This is a genomic window from Paenochrobactrum gallinarii (genome assembly GCF_014205685.1).
Lineage (GTDB): Bacteria > Pseudomonadota > Alphaproteobacteria > Rhizobiales > Rhizobiaceae > Paenochrobactrum > Paenochrobactrum gallinarii.
On record NZ_JACIIU010000045.1, the window covers coordinates 1 to 6661 of the forward strand.

A 6661-nucleotide genomic window follows, 5' to 3' on the forward strand; every position below is an offset into this window, starting at 1 on the left:
TTGCCGGCACTGTCCACCCGCATCTCAAGGGCGCTGCATTTGGAGAGGAGGTAGGCCGTCGAGCCGCCGAGAATAAACGGGTAGATAGTCGGGCTAGACTCTATGCTCGCCACAGGGAGCGCTCGTCTGTTATACCTTAGGCATGCTTCGGCGAGCCAAGCAGCAACTGCAGAGCCTTGCAGATCCATTGCCTTCTTGCGCTCGATCCGCTTGTTTTTGTCTGTGCGTTCGATGGCACCCCAACAGGCCTGCGACTGCAGAACCATGTTTGTCATCCGACGAGTGCCTTCTCGTTCGCCGTAGATTTCGGCCATGCGCCGATGAACCTCTGCCGATGTGCAATCACCATGGAGCGTTGTGAGTCGGCCAACAATCTCTGCCACCTTTCCGAAGAAAGGGTATGTGGCGAGCGCCATACCCCATGTCAGCGCCTGCACCGTGGTCTCTGGCGCATCGCAAAAGATTTCAACTCCGCGGTCGGCAAAGTCGACAAGGTCAGAACGGGGCTCCAGCCAAAGGCGATTGAGTACCGTCCTGGTCTTTTTCTTGGCTGCTGGTCCGGAGTGCGAAGACGCCAACACCGCGTCGAGCTCATCCAGAGTGTCCCTACCAGCCCGGATGCGGAGCGCAAGCAAAGCCCAGTCCAGCTAGATGAAGCGGTCGAAACCTATTTCCGGCAGCGAGGAGTTCATGATGCTGGTCTTTTTATGTTTGTCTTGATGAAGGGAACGATGAGTTCCTCAACGGAAATCCCCCCGTGCGCGACGATTTGATCTCCTTTAGGAACGAATGCTCCCCGCGTGCCGGCGTATACCGGCAAGAAGTCTGGCGGTAGTCCAGAAGTATCAAACCGAAACGCATCGATTTCCGACGGCACAGAAGCTGCCAGAGTTTCACTGCGATAGGTCCGCACCCTTTCGCCTCTCAGCTCTGACACGACACCTTGGCTGAGACGGCCAATGCCCTCTGCGTCGACATTGCCGTGGTCAGCAGTGAGGTAAATTTGATACCCTTGCTCTGCGAGGAGCAAGAACAGCTTCTCGACGAAACCAGTTTCGCACCACGCATTGATTTGCCCGGCTGAGCCCCCGGAATTTCATGAACAACGGCGCGACGGCGGCGGCGGTCGCATATGACTGTTCGGGGGTGTATGTGGAGACGGATTATTGAACTGCTGATCCAACATAGTCTCGGTGCGGCCGCTGCGCATGTGGCTCATCCTTGTCGTGGATCATTTGCCACGCCCGGATGCCGGACGCTTCGTTGACTTTCAAAGCGTTACGCATTTAGATCGACGGCAAGGGGTAAATCCTCACTCATCTTTCAGGAAGACTTCGGGATGGCGCTTTTCGGCAAGCAATTTTTCAAGAGCTCGGATGCCCGGGCGGAAGACGCCTATAGATCAGGCGTCCTGGCCGTGAGCGCCAAGAAATTCCAAGAAGCTTATGACCACTTTAATCGGGCCGCCGAAGGTGAGCACGGGTCTGCTTATTACAACCTGTTCCTCCTGCACGGAGGCGGCTATCTGCCCACCTTCGATCTCGATGCCGCGGCGGACAATTTCTACAAGGCAGCGGCAATTGGTCATCCCAAGGCAGAGCAGCAGCTTTACATGTTGGAGGGTGCCGATCGCGCCGGTTTCGGAATGGACAACCTTGCCGCGTTGGCCTCAGGCTCAGTCGAAACCGGCTTTCTCCCACCGATCTTAATGGTCTGTGCATGTCGTTTTGTGAGCGCCGTCAGCACCAAGTATGGTGCGACGATGGATGTCATCGCCTATGAGTTGGACGCCGCAAGTTCCAGTGAAGACGAATATGTGCAGGCCTTCATTCGTCGAACGGGAATAGCCTCAAGTTTCTTCAGGGGTGGCCTAAATCGACTCGTTGAGGGATCTGCTGCCGACCAGATCACCGATGGTCTGAACGATTTCAGCTTGGCTCTCAGCCGGTCCGGAATGGGAAGTAAACTCGGAAAGATGGCCCGCTGCACTGTCGTCGGCCACATGATCAAGAAATCCTATCTGGGAGAGAGCGCAGCACCGCTTCTGGGTGTGCAGCGCTTCTTCGAGGCCTGAATGCGAAACGAACCGCCGACAGTTAGACATCGCCTTCACGATGAAACACACAGCCTTCAGAAGACTTCGCCTCGTAGCCGAGCGATTTCGGTCGCACAAAGGTCACTTGGCACAGCCAATGCACAGTCTCGACAGGTGATCTTGGTCGGTCTAGGCAATGATTGAGTGGCTGATCGGTGCGGCCGTTTTCGGATTGGTTGGAGAACTCTTCGGCGCATCGCGTCGGCCGTCATCGCCTCCGTCGTACCAGCCTGTCAGCACCCGCCCAAAGTTTACCCTTACACCGCAGGCTGCCGAGGAGCAGAAGCCGGAGACCGCATGGGATGTCGCAAAGTTCCACGATTTGATGGCGGCCTTGGACTGGCTTGAAAGCCCGCCCCGGTACCCTGCGGCCTGCGTGACGCCACCGATACTGTCCGAGGCTGCAAAATATCGCGGATTTCTGAAGCAGGAACTGGCGCGAGTAGAAGGGACGATCGCCGACAAGGCGGTTTGCGGACGGATCAGTGACTTCTTGAAAGATCCCAAGCTTGCCAGAGAGGGCGCCATAGCGGCGCACCTGGAACGCGAACTTGCCCGTTGGGCGGGCTTTCTCGACTGCGTCGAGTCTCAGCCACTCACAGCAGAACAGCGGCGCGCCGTGCTCAGCGAAGAAGACGCCACCCTTGTTCTGGCTGGTGCTGGGTCAGGCAAGACAAGCGTCATAACTGCGAAGGCAGCTTACCTGCTGAAGTCTGGGACGCGTGAGTCAGGGGAAATTCTTCCATTGGCCTTTGGGAAAGAGGCCGCAAATGAGATGGCCACGCGCATAAGCCGGGCGTGTAACGAGCCAGTCAAGGCGTGGACATTCCACGCGTTGGCCTACCACATCATCCGCCACGTCGAGGGGACGAAACCACCTCTTGCTTCACATGCCGGAGACCAGAAACGGTATTCCGATCTGATCCGGCGGATTCTTCGGCAGTTGGTCGCGACTGACGAAAAGATTGCGAATGTGGTTGTCGATTGGTTCACTCAGTTTCCCATCGAATGCGGCAGCGAATGGGACTACGATACCAAGCACGCTTGGTATACCCATGTCGAAAGCCTTAATCTTCGAACGCTTCAAGGCGAAAAGGTTCGCAGTTACGAAGAGTTCCTGATCGCTAACTGGCTGTATCGAAACGGTATCGATTATGAGTACGAGCCGCAGTACGAACACCGACTGCCAGATTCGGGGCGGCGAGCCTATACTCCAGATTTTCGCCTGACCGAGAGCGGCATCTACCTCGAACACTTCGGTGTCAGAAAAGCCAAGTCACCAATCGGCTTTGGAGAAATGCTTGTCACTGCGCCTTTTGTCGACCGCAAGGAATACCTGGCGTCGATGGAATGGAAGCGAAAAGTCCATACCAGCTTTAAAACCAAACTCATCGAAACCTATAGCTACGAACGTCAAGAAGGGCGCCTTCTCGAGGCGCTGGCCGAAAAGCTTGGTCCACATGTAACGCTGAAGTCGCGGCCGATCGAGACCATCTTTGACCGCGTCGTCGAAATGGGGCAGATCGATAGCTTTACGCAACTGCTTGGGACATTCCTGCTTCAGTTTAAGGGCGGCAGCTATACCCTCGGAGCGTGCCAATCAAAGGCGGACAAGCTGAAAATGGGCGAGCGCGGCAGATCGTTTCTAGCGGTTTTTGATCCAGTGTTCCGCCAGTATCAGCACGAATTGGGCGGGAGGATCGACTTTGAGGACATGGTTCTTCGAGCCGCCGGATACGTCGATAGCGGGGCCTATCAAAGCCCGTTCCGGCATATTCTCGTCGACGAGTTCCAGGACATTTCGCAAGATCGGGCGCGCCTTGTCGGTGCCTTGAAGGCCCAGCATGGAGACGCTCGGATTTTCGCTGTAGGGGATGACTGGCAGTCGATCTACCGCTTCGCTGGTGCGGATATCCATATCATGCGCAGCTTCGGTGCAGAGTTTGGTGGCGAGTTCGGCATCCAGAAGGATGTCCAGCAGGTCGTAGACCTTGGTCGCACCTTCCGCTCTGTGGATAAGATTGCCCTCGCAGCGCGACGGTTCATTCTTCAAAACCCCGCACAGATCGAAAAGACGATCGTTCCTGCCGGTGAAGCGGAGGGCCCGGCGCTTCGTGTGGTTTGGACTAAAAAAGCCAAGCCAGAGGCTGAACTCCTCGAGACTTTGGCGGATCTGACGGAACTCGGGGCCGGCAAGGAGACCAGCGTTCTCCTCTTGGCAAGGTATCGCCACGACCGGCCCGACATGGCGGCTATCGGTCGAAAGTTCCCAAATCTGTCGTTGAGCTTCAAGACGATCCACGGCTCAAAGGGCTTGGAAGCCGATCACGTCGTCATCCTTGGGTGCAACAATGGCAAGTATGGTTTCCCATCCGAAATCACCGATGACCCGATCCTGAGCCTTGTCTCACCGGAAGGAGAGCCATTCCAACACGCCGAAGAACGGCGGATCATGTACGTGGCAATGACCCGCGCACGCTCAACCGTCACGCTGCTGGCGTCTGAAGCCGAGCCCTCCTGCTTCGTTCGGGAATTGGTTTCCGATACGGAGTACGGCTTGGCGACCTCGACCGGGTCGATGGCCGGTCATGTGCCTTGCAGCGAATGCGGCGGGCGCTTGCTTCCAGTGCCTGCCCGGGATGGACGCGTCTGGTACCGATGCGAGCACAGCCTTATGTGTAGCAATTACATGCCCGCCTGCAGTCACTGCGGGATTGGGATGCCGACGGTCTCCGGGTCGTCAGGCATACTCGAGTGCTCACATTGCGGAGCGAACCATCATGAATGCCCAAAATGCTCCGATGGCTGGCTTGTCGAGAGGCATGGACGCTACGGCGATTTCTTCGGCTGCATTCGCTACCCTGAGTGCACTGGAAAGGCCTCTGTCTCGGAAATAAGAACACGTGAGGCGGATAAGGCAGAGGGTGCAAGTGACCTCAAACCGGGCGTCGTCAGATTCGGCACCGGAAAACGATAATGTAATATCATGAGCGTGATATTTTGTGCGATTGCGCGCCACCCAGAGATCAGTTTTGGTTGCGGTGGAGTATCAAGAAAACTGGAATATACAGGGAAGGAAAAGTAAGTGTTTGGACTTTTCAAGAAGGATACCCAGAGCAAGCTTCGCGTCATGGGGCACGATTTGGATGTCGTTTCGATAACCCGAGGCGGAAAGATCCTTTTCACTGGCGAGGCAGTCCGGAAATTTCCCAAGGATCACTTTGAGGGCACGATCATGGAAGTTGCATTCGTGTGCAAGTCCGGCAGTCCCTATTTTGCCTATTATACCTGCCCGGACTACTATTTCGCGGTTGTTGCACCTGGTGGTTCCGCGTCTTTTGGTGGCCCGTTTGAAACCGAGAAATTCAGGTCGGCTGTTTCACAGGCCATCGGTGTATTCGTCGTCAAATGTTTGAAGGACGCCCTGAAGGTAGATGCTGGCCGGGAAATTGTGTCATTCAGCCATAATCGCGCCCACACAAACGTGCTGGCCTATATTTCTTCGATTGCTAGCTGGGCCCCGATCCAGCACAACGATGCGGAAGGTGACGACGCATCCGAAAGAAAGGCGGCCGCCGTCGATAGTGGGCGGATGAAACTGTCTGACGTCATCGCCGTGAATGAGCTTTCGCCTTCAGCCTGACGAAGATAAGTTAATTGCGGTGGCGGCCTTCTGTATGTCACCATCTGATCGGAGGTGGAGATAGGGTGGATGCTGCTGTCGCCAGACGTCGTCGTAACGCGCCATATTTGTAGTCGAACGCCCAAGCAGAAAGAGACCAAGCCTTCATCTTCCCCAGTCGTGCGCACCACCATCGGATGTTAACCAAACACCATCAGACAGATAAATCGGCCCGCCGTCGCCACCAATTGCGGAATAAAGGTCATCGTCGTGATCCCGAATCCTAGGAGGAGGCTTTGGTAGGGCTTTGGTTGTTTGTATTGGCTCTACCATAGCTTCGATATTCCCCTCATTTAGAAGGAAAGACTGTGCGAATTTTGCCGTACGCTCCAGGATATTGTCCCGGCTTCCATGGAAGGGTTGTCGAATGAAGGGGCCGTCGCTCTGGCTAGTGGAAAGAACCGAATTCGGTTTCACTTCTTCGGTGGGTAAACCTTCAATAATCTGCACGTCAATTCCGTTCTTTCGCATCAGAATGAGCGAAGTTTGACGTCGATTGGTTGCCGAATATGCCATCCTGTACATTTTACTGGCTGCTCGACGCGGTAGCCATCCTATCTTGTAGAGCAAGACGGCCAGATCATAAGGGCGCGCCAACCCTTTCACACTATGGGACTTGCCGGGCGGTAACACGATGCCGTCCTTGGTGAAGCTGGCTTCGGATGCGAGGCATTCGATTGTGTTTTGACAATTCCAATTTAGGAAATTGATGTCAGAAATTTGCGCCCACTTCAGCGGTCGATTGTTCATCTTGACTACAACTTCATCGCCGATCCGCAAATCGGTTCGAAGGCAGTTCACCGGATAGGTCGTCCTAGTGTTATCGAAAACAACATGTGCGATTATATATGACAACTGCGGCTCCCCTCAGCTTGAATCCAATG

6 protein-coding genes are annotated in these 6661 nt (G+C 55.3%); 3 read left to right on the forward strand and 3 right to left on the reverse strand.

All coding sequences use genetic code 11. The features are described 5' to 3' along the window. Nucleotides 1–635: hypothetical protein (locus FHS77_RS16170; protein ID WP_210307168.1), on the reverse strand; the 635-nt coding region annotated here is incomplete at its 3' end. A gap of 53 nt (nucleotides 636–688) precedes the next feature. Then, nucleotides 689–1072 (reverse strand): PglZ domain-containing protein, encoded by a 384-nt coding sequence (locus FHS77_RS16560; RefSeq protein WP_484549411.1) that lies wholly within the window; start codon nucleotides 1070–1072, stop codon nucleotides 689–691. 267 nt (nucleotides 1073–1339) lie between these two features. Here FHS77_RS16560 and FHS77_RS15360 point away from each other — a divergent pair, with 267 nt between their 5' ends. The 3 genes from FHS77_RS15360 to FHS77_RS15370 all read left to right on the forward strand — a co-directional run bounded on the left by FHS77_RS15360 (nucleotide 1340) and on the right by FHS77_RS15370 (nucleotide 5738). Continuing rightward, complete coding sequence (locus FHS77_RS15360; RefSeq protein WP_184224805.1) at nucleotides 1340–2074, forward strand: SEL1-like repeat protein; 735 nt, start codon at nucleotides 1340–1342, stop codon at nucleotides 2072–2074. A 157-nt stretch (nucleotides 2075–2231) separates the two neighbouring features. Continuing rightward, nucleotides 2232–5072 carry a UvrD-helicase domain-containing protein gene (locus tag FHS77_RS15365; RefSeq protein ID WP_184224806.1) on the forward strand — a complete coding sequence of 947 codons (2841 nt, stop codon included), beginning with the start codon at nucleotides 2232–2234 and terminating at the stop codon, nucleotides 5070–5072. A 108-nt stretch (nucleotides 5073–5180) separates the two neighbouring features. Further along, nucleotides 5181–5738: a hypothetical protein gene (locus FHS77_RS15370; protein ID WP_184224807.1), complete on the forward strand. Its 558-nt coding sequence runs from the start codon at nucleotides 5181–5183 to the stop codon at nucleotides 5736–5738. Between the two features lie 144 nt (nucleotides 5739–5882). On the opposite strand, the gene FHS77_RS15375 is transcribed toward FHS77_RS15370, so the two are convergent. Continuing rightward, nucleotides 5883–6632 carry a hypothetical protein gene (locus FHS77_RS15375; RefSeq protein ID WP_184224808.1) on the reverse strand — a complete coding sequence of 250 codons (750 nt, stop codon included), beginning with the start codon at nucleotides 6630–6632 and terminating at the stop codon, nucleotides 5883–5885. Nucleotides 6633–6661 lie beyond the last annotated feature (29 nt).